Genomic DNA, 22376 nt, shown 5'->3' with positions numbered 1-22376 from the left:
AACGTAGCGAACGGCTAGGAGGGGCGCGCGCCCGGGGTGCCCGTACGAGCTGCGGACGCCGGACGGAAGACCTCCATCAGGGCGTGCAACCGGGGCGACGCGGCCAGCTCCTCCAGCGTCAGCGGGCGGCCCTCCGCGTCCCCGACGGGCAGCCGCCAGTTCGGGTACTGGTCCCAGGTGCCCGGCAGGTTCTGCGGGCGCCGGTCCCCCACGGCGTCCGGCAGCCAGACGCCCACCATCCGGGCGGGGGTGCGCAGCAGGAAGCGGTAGACGGCGCGGATCTCGCCCTCCTCGTCACGGGTGCCCTCGGGCAGCAGTCCGAGCCGGGTCAGATACGCGAGCCACTCGGCGACCTCCGTGGAGTCCTCCGTACGCTCCTGCTCCAGCGGCCGGGTGAGCAGGCCCAGCCGGTGGCGCAGCGCCACGTGCTCGCCGGTGAGGCGGGCCGCGGTGGACGGCAGGTCGTGGGTGGTCGCCGTGGCCACACAGCTCTCGCGCCAGCTGCCGGGGGCCAGCGGGCGGCCCGTACCGTCCCAGTCGCGCTCGAACCAGAGCACGGACGTGCCCAGCACCCCGCGACGCGAGAGGGCCTCGCGCACGCCCGGCTCGACCGTGCCGAGATCCTCCCCTATGACGACGGCGCCCGCGCGGTGCGCCTCCAGCACGAGGACGGCGAGCATCGCCTCGGCGTCGTACCGGACGTACGTGCCCTCGGTGGCCTCGGCGCCGCTCGGCACCCACCAGAGCCGGAACAGGCCCATGACGTGGTCGAGGCGCAGCGCGCCCGCGTGCCGCAGCAGGCCGCGCAGCAGCCCGCGGTACGGGGCGTAGCCGGAGGCGGCGAGGACGTCCGGGCGCCACGGCGGCAGCCCCCAGTCCTGGCCGCGCGCGTTGAACGCGTCCGGCGGTGCGCCCACCGACATCCCGGCGGCGAACGCGTCCTGCTGCGCCCAGGCGTCCGCGCCGCCCGGGTGCACCCCGACGGCGAGGTCATGGACGATGCCGACGGCCATTCCGGCGTCGCGCGCGGCCGCGGACGCCGCGGCCAGTTGCTCGTCGGTCAGCCAGGCGAGCCGGCAGTGGAAGTCGACCCGGTCCATCAGCTCGCCGCGGGCCCCGGAGGTCTCCGCGGAGCGCGGATCGCGGAGTCCGGCGGGCCAGGAGTGCCAGTCCGAGCCGTGGACCTCGGCGAGGGCGCACCAGGTGGCGTGATCGTCCAGCGCCTGGCCCTGCGCGGCGAGGAACGCGCAGTACTCGGCCCTGCGGCCGGGTCCGAGCGGGACCCGCTGCACCAGCTCCAGGGCCTGGAGCTTGAGCTCCCAGACGGCGTCGCGGTCGATCAGCGCACCCTTCTCCAGGACGGAAACGCGCAGTCCGGCCGCCTTCTCCACGAGCACGTCCAGTCGGCTCCGGTCCTGGCCGGTGACGTACGCGTACTCGGGGATGTCCTCGATCCGCAGATGCACCGGATCGGGGAAGCGGCGCGACGACGGGCGGTACGGGGAGGGATCGGTCGGCGCTCCGGGCACCGCCGCGTGCAACGGGTTGACCTGGACGAACCCGGCCCGGAGATCCCGGCCCGCCCACGCGGCCAGCTCCCCGAGGTCCCCGAGGTCTCCCATGCCCCAGGAGCGGCCGGACAGCAGCGAGTAGAGCTGCACCAGGAATCCGTGCACCCGGCCCTCGGGCTGCGGCACCGCCTCCGGCGCGACGACCAGCGTGGCGCGCGCCTTCCGCCCGCCGGGCGTGCGCACGTCCAACCGGTGCACCCCGGGCGGCAGTTGGGCCCACTCGTGCCGCGCGGTCTCCCGAACGGCCTCGGCTGCGGCGGTGACCGCACGCTCACGCCACTCCAGCGTGCCGCCCTCCTCCAGCCGCACCCGCACGCGGGTGCGCTCCGGGAGGGCCACGGGCGGCTCGGCGGCCGGGAGCCAGGCCACGACGGTCGGCGGGAGCAGGCGCTCCGCGGCTGCGGCGTCCGCCGCGGAGAGGGCGGCCAGGACCGCGTCCGGGGTGGCGGCGTCCACGCCGAGCGCGGCGAGCACCGCGACGACCGTGGAGTCGGGGACGGGGACGGTGACGCCCGCCGAGGGCGAGTACGAGGTGGCGACACCGTGCAACGCAGCCAGCCGGGCCAGGCCCATTCAGACTCCTGGGGACTCCGTGCCGCCGGCGGTGCCGGGGGCGGTCGGTTCGCTGGTGAGGGGGGCGGCCACGGCGAGCGGCGGCTCGCTGGTCAGAGGTGCGGCGTCGGCGAGCGGCGGCTCACTCGTGAGGGGACCGGGCACCTGTTTGGACAGGGCGGAGAACAGCAGCTGTGCGGATGCGGCCACGGGGGGCCTCCCAAAGGTGGGCAACAGGACATTGCAGCCCTACCCAGTGGGCACGGCCGCAGACGTACGCCTCTCGTCAACGTGTTCCGTGTCACATTCTGCTCCACGCACGGGAGTTGAGCGGCCCGTTGCACGGTCCTGCGCGCCGATGGGCAAATACGACACAAGCGGCACCCGCATTGACACGTTCACCACACCGGTGGTGGGCTCGAATCCGCTTCGTTGGACACGGGAGCCTGGAGGGGAGCCGGACGTGCGGTTCGGGCGCAGAAAGCAGACGGCGACCGCCGTCGCCGTCGCCGTGATCGGCGGCCTGTTCAGCACCGCTCCCGGAGCCGTCGCCGCACCCGACGTGCCCGGTTCGGCCACCGCCACCGTGCCCGACCGCGCGGACGGCACGGGGCTGCCCGCCGTCTGGCCGCGCCCGCAGACGCTCAAGGCCGGCGGCCGTGCCGTACCGCTCGGCGAGGAGGCGACCCTCCTGGTGGCCCCCGACGCCGATCCGTACGCGGTGGAGACGGTCCGGGACACCCTGCGTGCCGCCGGTGTGCGCACCATCCACACGGCGCTGCCCGGCCAGGGGCCCGTGGTCCGTCTCGGCGGCAGTGGCGCACTGGACGCGCTGCGCGCCCTGCGCGTACCCGAGCGCACCGATCTGCCCGCCGGCGGCTACCGCATCGCGGCGGGCCGCGTCGCCGGCCGGGACACCGTCGCCCTGGACGGCGTCGGAGGCGACGGGCTGTTCCACGGGGCGCAGACACTCCGGCAGTTGGTCAGGGACGGTTCGGTCGCCGGGGTCGTCGTACGCGACTGGCCCGGTACGGCCGTGCGCGGGATGACGGAAGGTTTCTACGGCCGGCCGTGGAGCCGTGAACAGCGCCTCGCACAGCTCGACTTCATGGGACGCACCAAGCAGAACCGGTACCTGTACGCGCCGGGCGACGACCTGTTCCGGCAGACCCGCTGGCGCGAGCCGTATCCCGCGGACCAGCGTGCCGAGTTCCGCGAGCTGGCCGAGCGGGCCCGCGCCAACCATGTGACGCTCGCCTGGGCCGTCGCCCCCGCCCAGTCCATGTGTCTGGCATCGGACGACGACGTCAAGGCGCTCAAGCGCAAGATCGACGCGATGTGGGCGCTCGGTGTACGCGCCTTCCAGCTGCAGTTCCAGGACGTCAGCTACAGCGAGTGGCACTGCGGCCGGGACGCCGACACGTTCGGCTCGGGGCCCGAGGCGGCGGCGAAGGCCCAGGCACGGCTGGCCGGTGAGGTGGCCCGCCATCTCGCCGACCGCCATCCCGCGGCCGCCCCGCTCACGATCATGCCGACGGAGTTCTACCAGGACGGCGCCACCGAGTACCGCACGGCGCTCGCCTCGCAGCTGGACAGCCGCGTCCAGGTCGCGTGGACCGGAGTCGGCGTCGTCCCGCGCACCATCACCGGGCGGGAACTGGCCGGGGCGCGCGAGGTGTTCCGGCACCCGCTGGTCACCATGGACAACTACCCGGTCAACGACTACGCGCAGGACCGTATCTTCCTCGGCCCGTACACCGGCCGGGAACCGGCCGTCGCGACCGGGTCCGCCGCGCTGCTCGCCAACGCGAGCGAGCAGGCGACCGCGTCCCGCATCCCGCTGTTCACCGCCGCCGACTACGCGTGGAACCCGAAGGGTTACCAGCCGCAGGAGTCCTGGCGGGCGGCGATGGACGACCTCGCCGGCGGCGACCCGAAGACCCGGGAGGCGCTCGGCGTACTCGCCGGGAACCATGCGTCGTCCCTCCTCAACCCCAGCGAATCCGCGTATCTGCAGCCGCTGCTGGCCGAGTTCTGGCGGTCCCGTACGACCACCGACGCGGCCGCCAGGGACGAGGCCGCGCGGCGGCTGCGGAACGCGTTCACCGTGATGCGGGAGGCACCGCAGCGGCTGGGTCCGGTCCGGGATCAGGGAGCGGGGTCCGGGCACGCGAGCCTGGCCGCGCTGGACGCCGAAGTGCGGCCGTGGGTGGACCAGCTGGCGCGGTACGGCCGCGCCGGCGAGCTCGCCGTCGACATGCTGCAGGCGCAGGCCCGCGGCGACGGCGCGGCGGCGTGGCGGGCCTCCCTCGCGCTGAATCCGGTGCGTACGGCGATCGGCCGGCAGCAGGTGACCGTCGGCAAGGGGGTCCTCGGCCCGTTCCTGAGCCGGGCGGCGAAGGAGTCCGCGGCGTGGACGGGCGCGGACCGCGCGGCCGGGTCCGTGACCCGTACCGCCGACGCGTACACGGTACGGCTGGGCCGCGCCCGCTCCGTCGCGGCGGTGACGGCGATGACCGAGCCGGGCCAGGACGGCGCCACCGGCGCGCTGGAGGCACATGTGCCGGGCGAGGGGTGGCGCCGGCTCGGCGCACTCACTTCGTCCGGCTGGACCCAGAGCCCGACGGAGGGGCTGCGGGCGGACGCCGTGCGGATCACCGGCGCGTCGGGCGTGCACGCGCTCGTGCCGTGGTTCGCCGACGAGCCGCAGGCGCGGCTGGATCTCGCCCGGGGCGAGCTGGACACCGAGATCGGCGGCGGGCCGCAGCGCTTCGACGCGTTCGTCTCGGCGCAGCGCCCCGACGAGGTGCGCGGTGCGCTCGCCGCGAGGACGCCGAAGGGCATCCGGGTGACGGTGCCGCCGCAGACACGCGTGCCGCGCGGCGCCCGTACGGCGGTGCCCGTCGAGGTCACGGTCCCCGCGACGACGCCGGCCGGCGAGTACCAGGTGCCGTTCACCTTCGGCGAGGAGGAGCGCACGCTGACGGTGCGGGCCTACCCGAAGACCGGCGGGCCCGATCTGCTCCGCACCGCCAAGGCCTCCTCCTCGGGCGACGAGACACCCGACTTCCCGGCCTTCGCGGCGGTCGACGGGGACCCGGCCACCCGCTGGTCCTCCCCCGCGGAGAACGGCGCCTGGTGGCAGGCCGAGCTCTCCGGTCCGACCCGGGTGGGGCAGGTCGTCCTGCACTGGCAGGACGCCCACGCCACGAAGTACCGCATCCAGGTCTCCGCCGACGGCCGCACCTGGCGCACCGCGGCGACGGTCCGCGACGGCCGCGGCGCCCGCGAAACGGTCCGCATGGACGCGCCGGACACGCGCTTCCTGCGCGTCCAGGGCGACGCGCGTGCGACGCGCTTCGGCTACTCGCTGTGGTCGGTGGAGGCGTACGCGGTAGCGGACTAGGTGGGCCCAGCCCCCTCCGTGAAAGGGTTCACGGGGGCTGACGCCCCGTGCCGCACAAACACCCGACCCAGCACCGGGCATCCGGGCAGGACACGGACCAAAGCGGATCCACCACCCACGGCCCGCAGCCGGCATCCGAGCCGGATCCAAGCCAACGCGGCCCCAACCTCCCACGGCCCGGCGGCCGGGAGACGGCCCGGGGCGGGGCCGTGCAGGGTCGGCCCCGCAGGGACCGGCGGAAGTACCGGGTGATCCCGCGGTACCGGGCAACACGCCGGTCCCGAGGAGTCGAGCCCGGAGGGGCCCCGCACCGCCACCCACCGGCGCACCCCGAGCCCGTCCGGGGGTCCCCCCACGCCGCAGGGCGTAGGGGGAGATTGAGGACGGACACACCCGGACGCCGCCACGGCACCGGGCAACACAGGCCGCCCGGACCGCGCCGGGCACACCGTCACCCCCGCCGGAGCCGCACCGCACCCCACCCACCGGCAGCAGCCCCACCAAGCCCGTCTGGGGGTCCCCCCACGCCGCAGGGCGTAGGGGGAGCTTGAGGACGGACACACCGGCCGCGCCCACGGCAGAGGGCACACCGCCACCGCACCCCCCGCCGGAGCCGCACCACACCGCCCCCCACCCCCGGAGGGCCCCCGCACACAACAGAGGCCCGGATCCTCAGGCAGAAATGCCGTCGATCCGGGCCATCGCGTCGTCCGCGCCGTACGGCTGCAGGTATGGCAGCCAGCGCGGGTCCCTATGCCCGGTGCCGATGATGCGCCAGGCCAGGCCGCTCGGCGGGGCGGGTTGGTGCCTCAGCCGCCAGCCCAGCTCCCGCAGGTGCCGGTCGGCCTTGACGTGGTTGCAGCGGCGGCACGCGGCCACCACGTTGTCCCATACGTGCTGACCACCGCGACTGCGCGGAATGACGTGGTCGACGCTGGTTGCGACGCCACCGCAGTACATGCAGCGGCCCCCGTCGCGGGCGAACAGCGCGCGGCGGGTAAGAGGAACGGGCCCCCGGTAGGGGACCCGGACGAAGCGTTTGAGTCTGACCACGCTGGGCGCGGGCAGAACCCGGGTCGCACTGTGCATCAAGGCGCCGGACTCCTCGAGACAGATGGCTTTGTTCTCGAGGACGAGGACGAGCGCGCGGCGGAGCGGTACGACGCCGAGGGGCTCGTACGACGCGTTGAGGACCAGGACATGCGGCACGGATGCCTCCTTGTACGCCGGCGGCGCGTGGCTCGCGCCGGGACGATCTGCTCTCAGTCTCTCCTCATGCCTGGTCGAAGCGCCACTACGTCCTCGTAACGGGCCGGAAGGATTTTGTGTGCGCTCGACCACACCAGGCAGTTCCCCGGGTGAGCCTTGTCTCTCCCTCGAACAGAACTTCAAGGGCACGGCGTGTGCCCCGTTAGTGTGGTTGGACCGCCGATGTAAGCCCTGGAGGTATCCGCCGTGTCCCTGGCCGCCGATCCGTCAGCCCCGCCCGTCACCCTCGACGAGGCCGCGGTGAAGGCCACCAACGCCGCAGGCTGGGTGGAGCAGAACTGGTCCACCTGGCTGAGCGTCGGCCTCCGGATCCTGCTGATCGTGGTGATCGCGGTGCTGCTGCGGATCGCCATCCGCCGCGCGCTCACCAGGCTGATCGAACGGATGAACCGCAGCGCCCAGGCGGTGGAGGGGACCGCCCTCGCCGGTCTGCTGGTGAACGCGGAGCGCCGTCGGCAGCGCTCCGAGGCGATCGGCTCGGTTCTGCGCTCGGTCGCGTCGTTCGTGATCCTGGGCACGGCGGCGCTGATGATCCTCGGCGCGCTCAACATCAATCTGGCTCCGCTGCTCGCCTCGGCGGGCGTCGCGGGCGTGGCGCTCGGCTTCGGCGCCCGGAACCTGGTCACCGACTTCCTCTCCGGCGTCTTCATGATCCTGGAGGACCAGTACGGGGTCGGGGACAGCATCGACGCGGGCGTCGCATCCGGCGAGGTGATCGAGGTCGGCCTGCGCGTGACGAAGCTGCGCGGCGACAACGGTGAGATCTGGTACGTCCGCAACGGCGAGGTCAAGCGCATCGGCAACCTCAGCCAGGGCTGGGCGACCGCCTCGGTGAACGTGACGGTCCGCCCGACCGAGGACATGGACCGGGTGCGCGAGGTCATCGAGGAGGCCGCCTCGTCGATGACCAAGGACGAGCCGTGGAACGAGCGGCTGTGGGGTCCGATCGAGGTGCTGGGCCTGACCGAGGTGCTGCTGGACTCGATGACGGTCTCGGTCTCCGCGAAGACGATGCCGGGCAAGTCCCTCGGTGTGGAGCGCGAGCTGCGCTGGCGGATCAAGCGCGCCTTCGACCAGGCGGGCATCCGGATCGTGGGCGGTCTGCCGCTGCAGGCCGACGGCGAGCAGCCGGTCAAGGACCCGACGGCGGGCGTGGCGGCCCCGTCGGCGTACTCCTCGTCGACGTCGCCCCAGTCGATGGCGGCCTCCCCGATCACACCGCCGCCGGGTCTGTCGAAGTAGAAAAGAAGGGGCGCCTCCGCCGTGACGGCGGGGGCGCCCTTTCGCATGAGCGTCCCCCGGAGGCAGCCAGGGCGGTAACGCTTTGGTTGCCGCGTGCGCGGCGCGCGTCGAGAGGTATTGACGACCCGATGACGGGGCACTTACGTTCTCGACATCAATTAGGAAACTTTCCTAACAGTGCACTGTTGCTCGAAGGTGAGGTGCATCCGTCGTGGCGGGTACTACCCCGGGGACGCCGCGCGTACTCCGCGCCATGAACGACCGGGCCGCGCTCGATCTGCTGCTGGAGCACGGGCCGCTCTCACGGACCCGCATCGGGAAGCTGACCGGGCTGTCCAAGCCCACCGCCTCCCAGCTGCTGGCTCGGCTGGAGGCCGCCGGACTGGTGGTCGCGACCGGCACGACCGAGGGCCGCCCGGGCCCCAGCGCACAGCTGTACGCGGTCAACGCACGCGCCGGGTACGCCGCCGGGCTCGACGTGACGCCGAAGCGCATCCGTGCCGCGGTCGCCGACATCACCGGGGCCACCGTCGGGGAGTTCGTCCTCAGGACACCGGGGCGGCGCGCCGACAGCGTCGTACGGCAGGTGACCGAGGCTCTCGACGGGGCCGTGAAGGCGGCCGGGATCACCCGGGACGAGGTGCACCGGCTGGTCATCGGGACGCCGGGCGCGTTCGACCCGTCGACGGGGCGGCTGCGGTACGCGTCCCACCTCCCCGGCTGGCACTCGCCCGCGCTGCTCGACGAGCTGGCGGCCGCACTGCCCATGCCGGTCGAGTACGAGAACGACGTGAACCTGGTCGCCGTGGCCGAGCAGCGGCTCGGTGCGGCCCGTGGTCACGAGGACTTCGTGCTGCTGTGGAACGAGGAGGGCCTCGGCGCCGCGCTCGTCATCGGCGGCCGGCTGCACCGCGGCTTCACCGGCGGCGCCGGTGAGGTCGGATTCCTGCCGGTGCCCGGAACGCCCCTGGTGCGGCAGGTCTCCAAAGCCGGCAGCGGCGGCTTCCAGGAGCTGGCCGGTGCGCAGATGGTCCCCCGGCTGGCCCGGGAACTCGGGATCGAAGGCGTCGGGCACGGCCCGCACGCCGACGTGGCGTCGGAGCTGCTGCGGCAGGCGGCGACAGCGGTGACGGCCGGGGGCCGAGGACCGTACCGCACCCTGCTCGACACCTTCGGGACCGGGCTGGCCACCGGTCTCGCCTCCATGGTCGCCGTACTCGACCCGGAACTCGTGGTGCTCTCCGGCCGGCTGGTCCTCGCCGGCGGGGAGCCGCTGCGCGACCGGGTCCAGGCGGAGCTCGCCGAACTGGCCGCCTCCCGGCCCCGCCTGGTCATCGGCGACGTACAGGAACACCCCGTGCTGCGCGGGGCGCTGGAGAGCGCCCTGGCAGCGACCCGCGACGAAGTGTTCGACACCTCCGCACGCTGACCCCCTCGGCCCCCCAGGCCTGTCCCGCCCGTTACTCCATCCGACCGTCAGACCGTCACAGGGAGATCCCGTCATGCCCGGAATTCGTCGGAAAACGGCTGTCGCACTGGCCGCGACCGCTTCGACAGCCCTGCTCGCCACCGCCTGTACGGGGTCGAACGAAACCGGTGCGAACGACGACCCGAACGCGCGGACCACGCTCACCTTCTGGCACGGCTGGAGCGCCCCCAGCGAGGTCAAGGCGATCGAGGAGAACATCGAGGCGTTCGAGGACAAGCACCCCAACATCAAGGTGAAGGTCGTCAAGGGCATCACGGACGACAAGCTCAACCAGGCGCTACGCACGGGCGGTTCGAACGCACCGGATGTGGTGTCGTCCTTCACCACGGACAACGTGGGGCGGTTCTGCTCCTCCAAGGCGCTCACCGACCTGAAGCCGTTCCTGGAGAAGTCGAAGATCGACCCGGAGAAGACCTTCCTGCCGCAGATGGCCAAGTACACCGAGCACGACGGCACCCGTTGCGCGGTGCCGCTCCTCGGGGACGCGTACGGCCTCTACTACAACAAGAAGGCCTTCGAGGAGGCCGGGATCAAGGCCCCGCCGAAGACGCTGTCCGAGTTCGACGCGGTCGCGAAGAAGCTCACCAAGACCAAGGGCGACGGCTTCGAGCGGCTCGGCTTCATGCCTCTCTACCAGGGTTACGAGACCACCGTCGAGCACTACGGCAGCCAGTTCGGCGTCAGGTACACCGACGGGAACGGCAAGTCCGGCACGGCCCAGGACCCGGCGGTCAAGTCCCTGTTCACGTGGCAGAAGAAGCTGGTGGACGAGCTCGGCGGGTTCGAGAAACTCAACAAGTTCCGCACCGGGCTCGGCGACGAGTGGGGTCCGAAGCACCCCTTCCACACCGGCCAGGTGGCGATGCAGCTGGACGGCGAGTGGCGCGGCAAGATGGCGTCGGACGCCAAGCTTCCGTTCGAGATCGGCGCGGCGCCGTTCCCGGTGCCCGATGACCAGGTCGCCGACTACGGCAAGGGCTATCTGTCCGGCACGATCCTCGGCATCGCGAGCAACAGCCCGAAGAAGAACGCCGCCTGGGAACTGGTGAAGTACCTCTCCACCGACACCGACGCGGTCGTCTCCTTCGCCAACGCCATCCACAATGTGCCCTCGACCGTCGCGGCGCTGAACTCGCCGAAGCTGAACAACGAACCGCTGTACCGCACGTTCGTCGGCATCGCCCAGCACCCCAAGAGCTCGCATGCCCCCTCGTCCGTCAACGGCGGCGCCTTCCTGCTGACGCTCCAGGACAACGGCCTCGCGTACGAGAAGGGCGCTCAGAAGGACCTGGACGCGCTGCTGAAGAAGAACGACGCGCAGGTCGACAAGGACAACGAGCAGGCCGGCTGACATGACCACCGCTCCTGTGTCACCGGGCCTGAGGGCGAAGCGCACGCGCGGTGCCCCGCGTGCGAAGCGCGCTCGACAGAGACTTCGGACCCTCGGCTTCCTCTCCCCCTGGCTGGTCGGGTTCAGCGTCTTCTTCGCGTACCCGCTGATCTCGACCGTCTACTTCTCCTTCATGGAGTACGACGGGTTCACCGCGCCCACCTGGGTGGGCCTGAAGAACTGGGCGTACGTCTTCCAGGACAACCCCTTCTTCTGGCCGTCCCTGCGCAACACGCTCTGGCTCGTGCTGGTGATGGTGACGCTGCGCGTCGTCTTCGGGCTCGGGATCGGGCTGCTGATCACCAAGATCAAGACCGCGGCCGGGCTCTTCCGCACCCTGTTCTATCTGCCCTATCTGGCACCGCCGGTGGCAGCGACGATGTCGTTCGTCTTCCTGCTCAACCCGGGCACGGGACCGACGAACACGATCCTGGGCAAGCTCGGCCTCGGTGAGCCCGAATGGTTCAACAGCCCCGTCTGGTCGAAGCCGTCGCTCACCCTGCTGGCCCTGTGGTGCGTCGGCGACCTCATGGTCATCTTCATGGCGTCGCTGCTCGACGTGCCGAAGGAGCAGTACGAGGCGGCCGAGCTGGACGGCGCGAACGCCCTTCAGCGCTTCCGCTACGTGACGCTGCCCAACATCTCACCGATCGTGCTGTTCGCGGTGATCACCGGGGTGATCGCCACAATGCAGTACTACACCGAGCCTCTGGTCGCCGCGAAGGTCGCGAGCGGTGTGATCGGCGGTTCCGGGCAGCACTTCGAGCCCGGCTATCCCGACAAGTCCACGCTGACCGTTCCGCAGGTCGTCTACAACCTGGGCTTCCAGCGTTTCGACACCGGGGCGGCGAGTGTGGTGGCGCTGGTCCTGTTCGTCCTGGCCATGGTGTTCACCGTGTTCCTGATGCGCAGGCGCAGCGGCTTCATGGCGGCGGAGGACTGATCGACGATGACCCGGACGACACTCTCTCCCGCGCGTGCGGCCGATGTGCCGGCGTCCACGGCGGCGAGCAGCACGGCGGCACGGCAGGCGGCGCGGCGCAGGGCGGCCCTGGAGTGGATCGCGGTCCATTCGCTCGCCGTCGCCGCGGCCCTGTTCTTCCTGCTGCCCTTCGTGTTCGTGTTCCTCACCTCGGTGATGAGCGACGACCAGGCGCTGACCCGCGATCTGTGGCCGCACACCTGGGAGTGGGGCAACTTCGCCGAGGTGTGGAACACGCCGGGGTTCCTGACCTGGTGGCGCAACACGCTGCTGTACGCGGGGCTCGGTACGGTACTGGCCGTGGCGAGCAGTCTCCCGGTGGCGTACGCGCTCGCGAAGTTCCGCTTCCGCGGACGTAATCTGATGATGATGCTGGTGATCGCGGCGATGATGCTGCCGCCGCAGGTGATCATCGTTCCCATGTATCTCTTCTGGGCCAAGCAGCTGGACCTGGCGGGCACGCTGTGGCCGCTGATCATCCCGTTCGCGTTCGGCAACGCGTTCACGATCTTCCTGATGCGCCAGTTCCTGCTGACGATCCCCCGCGAGTACACCGAGGCAGCGAAGATCGACGGCTGCGGCGAGTTCCGCACGATGGTCAAGGTCGTCCTGCCGATGGCCAGGCCCGCGATCGCGGCGGCCGCGCTGTTCCACTTCTTCTACTGCTGGAACGACTACTTCGGGCCGCAGATCTACGCATCGGAGAACCCGGCGGCGTGGACGCTGAGTTACGGCCTGGAGTCCTTCAAGGGCGCACACCACACGGACTGGAATCTGACGATGGCCGCGACCGTGCTGGTCATGGCCCCTGTGATCGTCGTCTTCTTCTTCGCCCAGAAGGCGTTCGTCGAAGGCGTCACACTGACCGGAGTGAAGGGCTGACAACACACCATGCTGCATTCCATCGGGGGGCAGCCCCCGAACCCCCGGCAGACGCTGCATCCCATCGGAGGGCAGCCCCCGAACCCCCGGCAGACGCTGCATCCCATCAGAGGGCAACCCCCGAACCCCCGGCGGACAAAGATTGCAGTGGTGGGTGGCGGATCCACCTACACACCTGAACTGATCGACGGCTTCGCCCGGTTGAGGGACACCCTCCCGATCAGTGAACTGGTCCTCGTCGACCCGGCGGCGGGCCGGCTGGAGCTGGTCGGCGGCCTGGCCCGGCGGATCTTCGCCAAGCAGGGCCACCCGGGGACCATCACGACCACCGACGACCTCGACGCGGGCGTGGCCGGCGCCGACGCCGTACTGCTGCAGCTGCGCGTCGGCGGGCAGGCCGCCCGGGAGCAGGACGAGACCTGGCCGCTGGAGTGCGGCTGCGTGGGGCAGGAGACGACGGGCGCCGGCGGTCTCGCCAAGGCGCTGCGCACGGTGCCGGTCGTCCTCGACATCGCCGAACGGGTGCGGCGCGCCGCGCCGGACGCCTGGATCATCGATTTCACCAACCCGGTGGGCATCGTGACGCGGGCCCTGCTCCAGGCGGGTCACAAGGCCGTCGGGCTGTGCAATGTGGCCATCGGCCTCCAGCGGAAGTTCGCGGGGCTGCTGGGTGTGACACCGGGCGATGTCCATCTGGAACATGTAGGTCTCAACCACCTCACCTGGGAGACGGGTGTGCGGCTCGGCGGCCCCGAGGGCGAGAACGTCCTGCCGCGGCTCCTCGCCGAGCACGGTGACGCCATCGCCGGCGACCTGAGGCTGCCGCGCGAGATCGTCGACCGGCTCGGCGTCGTCCCCTCGTACTACCTGCGCTACTTCTACGCGCACGACGCGGTCGTACGGGAGCTGCGGACCAAGCCGTCACGGGCGGCCGAGGTCGCCGCGATGGAGAAGCGACTGCTGGAGATGTACGGCGACCCGGCGCTCGACGAGAAGCCGGAGCTGCTCGCCAAGCGCGGCGGCGCCTTCTACTCGGAGGCAGCCGTCGATCTGGCCGCGTCGCTGCTCGGCGGGGGAGGCAGCCCGTTCCAGGTGGTGAACACCTACAACAACGGCACGCTGCCGTTCCTCCCCGACGACGCCGTCATCGAGGTGCAGGCCGCCGTCGGCACCAAGGGGGCCACGCCGCTCCCCGTTCCGGCCGTCGACCCGCTGTACGCGGGGCTGATCGCCAATGTCACGGCGTACGAGGACCTGGCGCTGGAGGCCGCGCTGCGCGGCGGCCGCGACCGGGTCTTCAAGGCGCTGCTGTCCCACCCACTGACCGGCCAGTACGAGTACGCCGAGGCACTCACCGACCAGCTGATCGCACACAACCGGGAGCACCTTTCGTGGGCGTGAACGCATGGGGCCCGGCGGACCGGGAACACGAATCGAGGCCCCACGTTCTCGCGATCGACGCGGGCAACAGCAAGACCGATGTGGCGGTGGTCGGAGCCGACGGATCGGTGCTGGGAACGGGCCGCGGGGGCGGCTTCCAGCCGCCTGCCGTCGGCGTCGAGACAGCCGTCGGCGCACTGGCCGGCCCTGTGCGGCACGCGCTCGCGGAAGCCGGCGTGGGAGCCACCGCCCATGTCTCGGCCTGTCTCGCCAACGCCGATCTCCCGGTCGAGGAGCAGGAGTTGGCGACGGCGCTGCGAGCCCGCGGCTGGGGCGACACCACGGAGGTACGCAACGACACCTTCGCGATCCTGCGCGCCGGGGTCGACGAGCCCCGGGGCGTGGCCGTCGTGTGCGGCGCGGGCATCAACTGTGTCGGCATGCTGCCGGACGGCCGCACCGCCCGCTTCCCCGCGATCGGGAAGATCTCCGGGGACTGGGGCGGGGGCGCGGGGCTCGCGGAGGAGGCACTGTGGTTCGCGGCGCGCGCGGAGGACGGGCGCGGCGAACCGACGGAGCTGGCGCGCACGCTGCCGGGGCACTTCGGGCTGCCGACGATGTACGCCCTCATCGAGGCGCTGCATCTGGGGCAGATCCCGGGATCCCGCAAGCATGAACTGACCCCGGTCCTCTTCGCGACGAGCGCGGACGGAGACGGGGTGGCCCGTGCGATCGTCGACCGGCTCGCGGACGAGGTGGTCACTCTGTCGACGGTCGCGCTGGGCCGGCTCGGACTGCTGGACGAGGAGGCGCCGGTGGTGCTCGGCGGCAGCGTCCTCGCCGCCCGCCACCCGCAGCTCGACAACGGGATCACGGAACTGCTGGCCGCACGCGCCCCGAAGGCGACCGCGTCCGTGGTGACCTCTCCGCCCGTCCTGGGCGCGGCACTGCTCGGCCTGGACCGCCTCGGCGCCCCGAAACACGCGCACACGAGGCTGCGGGCGCACTACGAGCAGTAGAGCGGGGCCGGTCTGGCGGCATGACCCGAGGCAACTCGAGGTAACCCGACGTGACCCGAGCGAATGGGAACCGATCCGGGCCGAGCGGCGTATTCATGGTGGGGGCGCGGGAAACAGGGGGCGGCATTGACGCAACAGGCGAGATAGCACAAGATCCAGTCAATCCTGGGTGTGGATGTCCGCCCCTGCGGCCATACTGCTGGCCGGAAGCCGTCCCCCGCCCCGCCGGGAGGCGGGACGTCGTCAGTGACCGAGGGGGAGGTCCACGTGACACACACGCCGAGCGCGGCAGGCCCGCCCGCGCCTTCGGTGCCGCAGGTCCCGGCGCAGCCGGGGCACTCGGGACCGCTGCCGGGCCCGGGGTCGCGGCCGTCGGGAGATCAGTCGGCGTCGCCTCCGGGGACTCTCGCGCGGCGCAGCGCCTGGGCGGAGACGACGGCGCGGTTGCGCGCCGCGGCGACGACGGAGCCGGGCCGACTGCGCATCATCGGTGCCGTACTGGCCGTGCTCGTCGTGGCGTTCGGCGCCGTGACCGCCTTCGAGATCGCCGACCGGGCGGCCGCCGCGGACGACGTGGTGAGCCACAGCCAGCCGCTGAGCGCCGACGCGGCGAGCATCTATCGCTCGCTGGCCGATGCCGACACGGCCGCGGCGAGCGGCTTCCTCACCGGTGCGCAGGAGCCCGCCGCGGTCCGGGAGCGCTATCGCAAGGACATCGCGAGCGCTTCACAGCTCCTGGTGAAGGCCGCCGCGAACACGGACAGTTCGAGCGAATCGGGCCGCTGGATAGCCACGCTCAACGAGCAGCTCCCCCGCTACACGGGCCTGGTCGAGCGCGCCCGTGCCAACAACCGCCAGGGTCTCCCCCTCGGCGGCGCCTATCTGCGGTACGCCAACCAGCAGATGACCACCGAGCTGCTCCCGGCCGCCCAGAAGCTGTACGACGCGGAGACGGCCCGTCTCGAGGACGACGACGGTGCCGCCCGGCTGTGGCCGGTCCTGTCGCTGGCCATAGGCGTGGTGGCGCTCGGCGGGCTGTTCTGGGCGCAGCGCCGCAACTACCACCGTACGAACCGGGTGTTCAACCACGGCCTCCTCGCGGCCACGGCCGCGTCCACGGTCGTCCTGCTGTGGCTCGGCGTCGGGCACACGGTCGCCAGGGCCGAGCTGAACAACGCCCGGGCGCACGGCCAGGAGTCCCTGAAGGTCCTCAACGACGCCCGGATCAACAGCCTGAAGGCCCGGGCCAATGAGAACCTGACGCTTGTCGCGCGGGGCGCCGTGCTCACCCCGGACGGCAAGAGCGACAAGTACGAGACGGACTACACGGCGGGCATGAGCAGGCTCCGTACCTCGCTCGGCCGCGCGGAGGGGCTCGCCGACGACGGCGAGGGCCGCACCCCCGTCGAGGACGCCGTCTCGGCGGTGTCCGAGTGGAAGACCCGGCACAAGTCCGCCAGTGACACCGACAAGGCCGGTGACTACGAAGGAGCGCTGGCGAAGGTGATCGGCAGCAAGGACTCCACGGGGCAGTCCTTCGACCGGGTGGATGCCGCGCTGGAGAAGGCTCTGGCGCATGAGCAGGCCGAGTTCACGAAGTCGGCGGAGGACGGGCGGGGTGCGCTCACCGGTCTGCCGGTCGGCGCGGCGGTGCTGGCCGTGCTCGGCGCGCTGGGTGCGGTCCTGGGTATCGGCCGCAGGCTTTCGGAGTACCGGTGAGAGGGGGAGAAATGAGCGACGGGATGCCGCACAGGACTCCGGACACGGCACCGCACGGGGACATGACCCCGGGCGCGACACCGCAGGGGCACACGGCCGCGGACGCGACGGCACCGGAGCACCTTGCCGCAGGCACGACACCGCTGGGGGGCCGGCCGCGCCGGCTCGCCCGCAGGCTCCGCGGCTGGGGCGGCGTCGCCGGAATGGCGACGGCCTGTGCGCTCACCGCCACGCTCACCCTGCTGCCGCTGTCGCACGGCGGCCCGCCCTCCGGTTCGGTGGCGGGCGCGAGTTCGGCCGCCGTGCTGCCCGAGAAGGCCGCCGACTGCGTCAGCCCGGAGTCCTCGCTGCGGCCCTCCTCCGCCGACGGCGCGGCGGTCGCCGAGATCAAGCAGCGCGGCAAGCTGATCGTCGGCGTCGACCAGAACAGCTACCGGTGGGGTTACCGCAGGGCGGACGGCATGCTGGAGGGTTTCGACATCGATCTGGCCCGGGCGATCGCGAAGGACATCCTCGGGGACCCCGACAAGATCATCTTCCGGGCGATCCCCACCAACCAGCGGATCGCGGCACTCAACAACGGCACGGTCGACATCGTCGTGCGCACGATGACCATCAACTGCAGCCGCATCAAGCAGGTCGCCTTCTCCACCGCCTACTTCCAGACCGGGCAGCAGGTGCTCGCCCCCAAGGAGTCCGCGATCACCGGCTACAACGCGACGCTGGCGGGCAAGAAGGTCTGCTCGGCCGAGGGCTCCACGGCCTTCGAGGCGCTGCAGAAGGAGTCCTACGGAGCGGTCTTCAAGGACGCGGACGACGGCGGCCCGGGCGACAAGGACCAGTTGACCGTCTCCAACCAGCTGGACTGTCTGGTCCGGCTCCAGCTAGGCGAGGTCGACGCGGTGGTGACGGACGCCGCCCTCGCGGCCGGCCAGGCGGCACAGGACCCGGCCGTCGAACTGAAAGGCGGCAAGCCTTTCACCACCGAGTACTACGGCGTGGCCGCCAGACTGGGCAAGGACGACCTCGTCCGCCGCGTCAACAAGGTGCTGGACGAGTACCGCAGGGGCCCGTGGATGCAGGCGTACACGAAGTGGCTGGTGGAGGACCTGCCCGGCATATCCGGCCCGCCGGCGCCGAAGTACCGGGACAATTGATCCTGTTGGGATGTGTACTGGGATGTCCGTCGGAACCTCCGTCGGAATCTCACCCGGGATGTCCGGCAATGGATGGCAGAGCACGAGCGGAGAGGTGATCGATGGGCGTCGCGGGACCCCCCGGGCCGGTAATGGACCGGGACGAGGTGGACCGTGCGCTGGCGCGGCTCGGGGAGGAGCACGAGGCGATCGAGACCTCGCTCCTCGCCCTGCAGGACCACGCGGGCCGCAGGCTCCTGGAGGGCGCGGAGCTGACGGGCGTCACCAAGGACCGCTGGGCCTCCGCCGAGCAGGCGATCACGCTGCTGTGGGGCTACTTCGACGCGTACACCGCGGCGCTGCACGGGGCGCGTGAGCTGAGGGCCCGGCGCCGCTGGCCGAACCGCGACGACCTGGTGGAGCTGACCGACCGGCTGCGCGGCCCCAGCATCACCGTCGCCGGATCCGCCTCGCACTCCACCCCGTCCGTCACGGGCCCGGCCAAGCTCTCCGAGCGTTTTACGCTGGAGGGCCTGGTCAGCAGGATGAACACGCTGTATGCGCGTTCACTGGACATGGTCGTGGCCGCCGACACCGTCTGGTCCGCGCTGCCGGCCCGGATCGATCTGCTCTCCGCCGAGCTGCAGCGCACCCGCTCGCTGGCCCATTCGGTGGGCGTGCGGCCGGGTGAGCATCCGGCGGGCGACGACCTGGAGTCGATCACCCACGAGCTGTCCACGCTGCGCGTACAGGTCGTGTCGGACCCGCTGGCGTTCTGGGCGCCCGCGCCGGCCAGTTCGGCCCCCGGCGGGGGCCGTCCCGACACCGACCGCTACGACCGGGCGGCCCGCGCCCTCGAGGACGTACGCCGCGAGATCGAGGCGGTCCTCGCGGTGCGGCAGGACTCGGAGGAGCGGCTGATACGGCTGCGGGACGTGCTCTCGCGCGCGGACCGCACCCTCACCGAGGCGCGCGCCGCCCGCGGCGAGGTGCTGGCGAAGATCGCCGCCTCCGAGGTTCCGGCGGTCAGCGGCCCGCCGACGGTCCTGCAGGAACGGCTCGCCACGGCCGCCGAGTACCGCAGGCACGCCCAGTGGCACCGGCTCTCCCCGCTGCTGGAGTCCCTGGAGCGGGAGGCCGAGGACGAACTGCTGCGCGCGCGTGAGTCGTTGACGGCGGTGACGGCGCCGCTCGCGGTCCGCGCGGAGCTGCGTGGCCGCCTCGACGCGTACAAGGCGAAGGTCGCCCGCCACGGAATGGCGGAGGACCCGCTGCTGATCGAGCGGTACGACGCGGCCCGCCGGATGCTGTGGAGCGCGCCCTGTGATCTGCGCGCCGCGGAGCAGGCGGTGCTGCGCTACCAGCGGGCCGCGGCGGACGTCCTGGTCCCCCGGCAGTCGGGGCCCATGGACCGGAGAAGCTATGAGGGGGAACGGTGAGTGCGATGACCAAGTGCCGGCATCCCGGCTGTGAGGGCTCGTACGAGGACATGGGCGGCGGCGAGCTGTACTGCGACACCTGCGGTCTCGCGCCCGAGGCCGAGCACGGCAGCGCACCGTCCTCACCTGCCACCGGTGGCGCGGGCGGGGTCGTGGCCGCCTGTCAGCGTCCCGGCTGTGAGGGCTCGTACGAGGACATGGGCGGCGGCGAGCTGTACTGCGACACCTGCGGTCTGGCCCCGGTCGTGTCGGTGAACGGTTCGCTGTCGTCGCCGCCGACCGGGATCGCGGGTGGTGGGAAGAGCGGCAACAGCGGTTCGGGCCGCGGCGGTTCGCGGTCTTCGTCCCGGTCGTCGTCCCGTTCCTCGCGCTCTTCGCGCTCCTCGACGTCGCGGCGGTCCGTCTCGGGCCGGCTGTCCCGTTCGCTGTCGGGCCGCAGCTCGGGCCGCTCGGTGTCGGTGCGCAGCTCGGGCTCGGCAGCGTCCGGGTCCGGGCGCAACCGGCTCGGCGCGGGCCTGGTCGCGGTGCCGGACGTGCCGCGTCCCGATCCGCGTTCGGCAGTCATGGAGAACCCGGAGGTCCCGGAGCGGAAGCGTTTCTGCAGCCGCAGCGACTGCGGGGCTCCGGTCGGGCGTGCACGCGGCGGCCGCCCGGGCCGCACGGAGGGTTTCTGCACGAAGTGCGGCCACCCGTACTCGTTCGTGCCGAAGCTGCGTGCGGGCGACATCGTGCACGGGCAGTACGAAGTGATCGGCTGTCTGGCTCACGGCGGCCTCGGCTGGATCTATCTCGCGATCGACCGGGCCGTGTCCGACCGATGGGTGGTCCTCAAGGGCCTCCTGGACACCGGCGACCAGGACGCCATGGCCGCGGCGATCTCGGAGCGCCGCTTCCTCGCGGAGATCGAGCACTCCAACATCGTCCGCATCTACAACTTCGTCGAGCACCTCGATCAGCGGACCGGCTCCATGGACGGCTACATCGTCATGGAGTACGTCGGCGGCAAGTCCCTCAAGGAGATCGCCAACGGGCGGCGCGCCTCCGACGGGAAGCGGGACCCGCTGCCGGTCGAGCAGGCCTGCGCGTACGGGATCGAGGCGCTGGAGGCGCTCGGGCATCTGCACAGCCGCAACCTGCTGTACTGCGACTTCAAGGTCGACAACGCGATCCAGACCGAGGACCAGCTCAAGCTCATCGACATGGGCGCGGTGCGCAGGATGGACGACGACGAGTCGGCGATCTACGGCACCGTCGGCTACCAGGCTCCGGAGGTCGCGGAGGTGGGCCCGTCGGTCGCCTCGGACCTCTACACGGTGGCGCGCACGCTGGCGGTGCTCACGTTCGACTTCCAGGGGTACACGAACGTGTTCGTGGACTCCCTGCCGGACCCGGACCACATCGAGGTGTTCCGGACGTACGAGTCGTTCTACCGGCTCCTGGTCCGCGCGACCGATCCGGACCCGGCGCGCCGCTTCGCCTCGGCACAGGAAATGGCAGACCAGCTCACCGGCGTGCTCCGGGAGGTCGTGGCTCTTCAGACGGGCCGCCCCCGCCCGTCTCTGTCCACGCTGTTCGGGACGGAGCTGCGGGTCACGGACACGGAGCTGTTCGCGGAACTGCAGGGTGAGGTCTCGGCACTGGGGGCGCGGACGGCCCCGGCGCGGGGCTTCCGCCGCCGCGGCGCCGCGGCGGCCCCGGCACCCGGCACGCCCGGTACGCCCGGTGGTGGGCAACTCACCGCCGGACCAGGCGCGTATCCCCACGGCGGGGCCGGTGCGTCGGGCACCCCGGGCGCCGGAAGCCACGGGTTCGCGTACGCGCAGACGCAGGCCGTACTCCCCGCGCCCCGCACCGAGGTGCCGGCGGCGCAGCGGCCGGTCGGCGGGGAGCCGCGTCTCGCCGGGCTCGACGCGCGGGCGACCGCGCTCGCGCTGCCCGTACCCCGGGTCGACCCGAACGATCCGAACGCGGGCTTCCTCGCGGGCCTGCTGGCCGCCGCGCCCGCGGAGCTGATCGCCGCGCTGCACAGCGCCCCCGCGAGCTCCGTGGAGCTGCGCCTGCGCGAACTGCGCGCGCGGCTGGAAATGGGCGAACTCATGTCCGCGACGACCTCGCTGGCCGATCTGGAGTCCCGGCACGCCGACGACTGGCGGGTCGTCTGGTACCGCGGCATCGCCGCGCTCGCGACCGGCGACGACGAGACGGCCGCACTGTCCTTCGACGCGATCTACGACGCCTTCCCCGGCGAGGCCGCGCCCAAGCTCGCGCTCGGCGTCTGCGCCGAGGTGCTGGGCCAGTTGGACAACGCCGCGGAGTACTACCGCCTGGTGTGGGCGACGGATCCCAGCTATGTGAGCGCCGCGTTCGGCCTGGCCCGGGTACAACTCGCCGCCGGCGACCGCGTCGGAGCCGTCCGTACGCTGGAATCCGTGCCCGAGGCCTCGATCCACTACACGGCCGCACGCGTCGCGGCGGTCCGTGCCCGGCTGCGCCACCGCGCGGCGAACGAACCGCTGATCGACGATCTGACGGCCGCCGCCGACCAGGTCACCGCGTTGGACGGGCTCGGCCTGGACGCCGTGCGCCGCGAGCGGCTGTCCACGGAAGTCCTGGGTACGGCACTGGACTGGGTGCTCTCCGGCAGTCCCGGAGCACGACCGGCGAGCACGGGCCTGCTCGGCAGTGAACTGGACGAGCGCGGCCTGCGCTTCGGTCTTGAGCGTTCGTTCCGGGTGCTCGCCCGGCTCGCCCGGCACGGCGAGGAGCGCATCGAACTGGTGGAGCGGGCCAACCGATTCCGCCCCCGGACGTGGGTGTGATGCTGTGCTGTCCCGGGGGCCGACCCCCGGCCCCCCGGACGAAGGACCGAGGCGCGCCCAGCACGTCAAGGCGAGGTGAAA

15 protein-coding genes are annotated in these 22376 nt (G+C 72.0%); 12 read left to right on the top strand and 3 right to left on the bottom strand.

The features are described from left to right. Window positions 1–14 precede the first annotated feature (14 nt). Together malQ and ACZ6ZQ_RS07955 are read right to left on the bottom strand one after the other, a co-directional pair. The gene (gene malQ / locus ACZ6ZQ_RS07960; protein WP_469767710.1) at window positions 15–2144 is read right to left on the bottom strand and encodes a 4-alpha-glucanotransferase; all 2130 of its coding nucleotides are present in this window, start codon (window positions 2142–2144) and stop codon (window positions 15–17) included. Further along, the gene (locus tag ACZ6ZQ_RS07955; RefSeq protein ID WP_469767709.1) at window positions 2145–2333 is read right to left on the bottom strand and encodes a hypothetical protein; all 189 of its coding nucleotides are present in this window, start codon (window positions 2331–2333) and stop codon (window positions 2145–2147) included. Window positions 2334–2586: 253 nt separating this feature from the next. Here ACZ6ZQ_RS07955 and ACZ6ZQ_RS07950 point away from each other — a divergent pair, with 253 nt between their 5' ends. Further along, the gene (locus ACZ6ZQ_RS07950) at window positions 2587–5529 is read left to right on the top strand and encodes a beta-N-acetylglucosaminidase domain-containing protein (RefSeq protein ID WP_469767708.1); all 2943 of its coding nucleotides are present in this window, start codon (window positions 2587–2589) and stop codon (window positions 5527–5529) included. 672 nt (window positions 5530–6201) lie between these two features. Here ACZ6ZQ_RS07950 and ACZ6ZQ_RS07945 read toward each other — a convergent pair. Next, on the bottom strand, window positions 6202–6738 hold the full coding sequence (locus ACZ6ZQ_RS07945; RefSeq protein WP_453663718.1) for an HNH endonuclease: 537 nt from the start codon (window positions 6736–6738) through the stop codon (window positions 6202–6204). Window positions 6739–6984: 246 nt separating this feature from the next. On the opposite strand from ACZ6ZQ_RS07945, the gene ACZ6ZQ_RS07940 reads away from it, so the two are divergent. The 11 genes from ACZ6ZQ_RS07940 (at window position 6985) to ACZ6ZQ_RS07890 (ending at window position 22295) form a co-directional block, all read left to right on the top strand. Further along, window positions 6985–8040 (top strand): mechanosensitive ion channel family protein, encoded by a 1056-nt coding sequence (locus ACZ6ZQ_RS07940; RefSeq protein WP_469767707.1) that lies wholly within the window; start codon window positions 6985–6987, stop codon window positions 8038–8040. Window positions 8041–8251: 211 nt separating this feature from the next. After that, window positions 8252–9469, top strand: coding sequence for an ROK family transcriptional regulator (locus ACZ6ZQ_RS07935; protein ID WP_469767706.1), 1218 nt, complete (start codon window positions 8252–8254; stop codon window positions 9467–9469). Window positions 9470–9542: 73 nt separating this feature from the next. Next, window positions 9543–10880 (top strand): ABC transporter substrate-binding protein, encoded by a 1338-nt coding sequence (locus ACZ6ZQ_RS07930; protein WP_469767705.1) that lies wholly within the window; start codon window positions 9543–9545, stop codon window positions 10878–10880. A gap of 1 nt (window position 10881) precedes the next feature. After that, window positions 10882–11862: a carbohydrate ABC transporter permease gene (locus ACZ6ZQ_RS07925; protein ID WP_469767704.1), complete on the top strand. Its 981-nt coding sequence runs from the start codon at window positions 10882–10884 to the stop codon at window positions 11860–11862. A 6-nt stretch (window positions 11863–11868) separates the two neighbouring features. Further along, window positions 11869–12783 (top strand): carbohydrate ABC transporter permease, encoded by a 915-nt coding sequence (locus tag ACZ6ZQ_RS07920; protein WP_469767703.1) that lies wholly within the window; start codon window positions 11869–11871, stop codon window positions 12781–12783. A 105-nt stretch (window positions 12784–12888) separates the two neighbouring features. Next, window positions 12889–14184 carry a 6-phospho-beta-glucosidase gene (locus tag ACZ6ZQ_RS07915; protein WP_469767960.1) on the top strand — a complete coding sequence of 432 codons (1296 nt, stop codon included), beginning with the start codon at window positions 12889–12891 and terminating at the stop codon, window positions 14182–14184. Beyond that, complete coding sequence (locus ACZ6ZQ_RS07910) at window positions 14175–15182, top strand: N-acetylglucosamine kinase (protein WP_469767702.1); 1008 nt, start codon at window positions 14175–14177, stop codon at window positions 15180–15182. Before ACZ6ZQ_RS07915 ends, ACZ6ZQ_RS07910 begins: the two co-directional genes overlap by 10 nt. Window positions 15183–15449: 267 nt before the next feature. Continuing rightward, complete coding sequence (locus tag ACZ6ZQ_RS07905; RefSeq protein ID WP_469767701.1) at window positions 15450–16901, top strand: hypothetical protein; 1452 nt, start codon at window positions 15450–15452, stop codon at window positions 16899–16901. A gap of 11 nt (window positions 16902–16912) precedes the next feature. Then, window positions 16913–18058, top strand: a complete 1146-nt coding sequence (locus tag ACZ6ZQ_RS07900; protein WP_469767700.1) for a glutamate ABC transporter substrate-binding protein — start codon at window positions 16913–16915, stop codon at window positions 18056–18058. Between the two features lie 131 nt (window positions 18059–18189). Beyond that, window positions 18190–19476, top strand: coding sequence for a hypothetical protein (locus ACZ6ZQ_RS07895; protein WP_469767699.1), 1287 nt, complete (start codon window positions 18190–18192; stop codon window positions 19474–19476). 197 nt (window positions 19477–19673) lie between these two features. Further along, window positions 19674–22295, top strand: coding sequence for a serine/threonine-protein kinase (locus ACZ6ZQ_RS07890; RefSeq protein ID WP_469767959.1), 2622 nt, complete (start codon window positions 19674–19676; stop codon window positions 22293–22295). The last annotated feature ends 81 nt before the right edge of the window (window positions 22296–22376 follow it).

The organism is Streptomyces sp. NPDC053673 (genome assembly GCF_055585225.1).
Note: the sequence above shows the minus strand (reverse complement) of the source record. Positions and strands in the feature narration are given on the sequence as shown.